At 72.3% G+C, this 1569-nt stretch carries 2 protein-coding genes; both read right to left on the bottom strand.

Annotation, left to right across the window (positions count from 1 at the left end):
- On the bottom strand, positions 1-343 hold a 343-nt coding region (locus WA805_RS24975), incomplete at its 3' end, for a DUF948 domain-containing protein (RefSeq protein ID WP_425243550.1).
- Positions 340-1569 (bottom strand): replication-associated recombination protein A (locus tag WA805_RS24970; RefSeq protein ID WP_425243549.1); only part of this gene is annotated, 1230 nt, incomplete at its 5' end. The genes WA805_RS24970 and WA805_RS24975, both read right to left, overlap by 4 nt.

The raw sequence follows: 1569 nt of genomic DNA, 5'->3' as shown, positions 1-1569 counted from the left end.
CGACCGCGGCGGCCCGGCCGACAGGACCGCCGACCACCGTGCCCGCGAGGGTGCGGCCGAAGCCGGCCAGCGCGGACACCTGGCCGGCCAGCTCGGTCATGCCAGCGCCCAGCTCGTCCATGCTGGCGGCGACGACCTCGGCGCGGTCGAGCTGCGTGCTGGCCCGGTCCACCGCCGCGTTGGCGCGGGTCAGCAGCACCTGCTGGTCCTCGCGCGTCTCGCGCACCAGCGTGGCCGCGTCACCGAGTAGCCGGGTCAGCCGCATGGTCAGGTACACCCCGGCGCACGCGAGCACGGCGAAGCTCACCGCCGCGATCAGCGCCGCGACACCGGTCAGGCTCATCTGCCGTTCCCCTCGTCAGGAGCGTGCGAAGCGTCGGAAGCCGCAGGAGCGTCCCCGTCGGGTGTGGCGCCCTCACCGCCCCCGCGCGCGGGGCGCAGGATGTCGCGTATCACACGGGCCCGTTCAGAAAAACGGTTTTCCATGCCGTGATTCGTGGGCTCGTAGTACGTGCGGGCAGCCACCACGTCGGGGGCGTACTGCTGCGCCACGATGCCTTCCGGCCGGTCGTGCGGGTACACATAACCGTCGCCGTGGCCCAGGCGCTTGGCACCAGCGTAGTGCGCGTCGCGCAGGTGCGCGGGCACAGCCCCGATAAGTCCCGCCTGCACGTCCGCCTGGGCGGCGCCGATCGCCTTGACGACGGCGTTGGACTTGGGCGCGAGCGCCAGGTGGATCACCGCCTGCGCGAGGTTGATCCGCGCCTCGGGCAGCCCGACGAACTCGACCGCCTGCGCGGCGGCGACCGCGGTCTGCAGCGCGGTCGGGTCGGCCATGCCGACGTCCTCGCTCGCGTGCACGATCAGCCGCCGCGCGATGAACCGCGGGTCTTCCCCCGCCTCGATCATCCGCGCGAGGTAGTGCAGCGCGGCGTCCGCGTCGCTGCCCCTGATCGATTTGATGAACGCGCTGATCACGTCGTAGTGCTGGTCGCCGTCGCGGTCGTACCGCACCGCGGCCTTGTCGACGGCTCGCTCGAGCGTCGCCGTGTCAATGTGCGCCGTGCCCTGTGTTTCGAAGCCCAGCGCGGCGGCCTCCAGGTAGGTGAGCGCGCGCCGCCCGTCGCCGCCGGCGAGCCGGACCAGGTGGTCAAGCGCGTCGGGGTCGAGCGTGACGGCGCCGGCCAGGCCGCGTTCGTCGGCGAGGGCGCGCTCCACCAGCATGCGGATGTCGTCGTCATCCAGCGGCTGCAGCGTGAGCAGCAGGGAGCGTGACATCAGCGGTGAGACCACGGAAAACGACGGGTTCTCCGTCGTCGCGCCGATGAAGGAGACCCAGCGGTTCTCCACCGCCGGCAGCAGCGCGTCCTGCTGGGTCTTGCTGAACCGGTGCACCTCGTCGATGAACAGCACGGTCTGGCGGCCGGACATGCCCAGCTCGCGGCGCGCGGCGTCCACGGCGGCGCGCACGTCCTTGACGCCCGCGGTCACCGCGGAGAGCTCAGTGAACCTCCGGCTGGTGACCTGGCTGACGACGTAGGCCAGGGTGGTCTTGCCGGTGCCCGGCGG

Origin of the sequence: Trebonia sp. (assembly GCF_049794275.1) — a bacterium.
GTDB lineage: Bacteria > Actinomycetota > Actinomycetes > Streptosporangiales > Streptosporangiaceae > Trebonia.
This window is presented reverse-complemented; position numbering and strand designations above follow the sequence as displayed.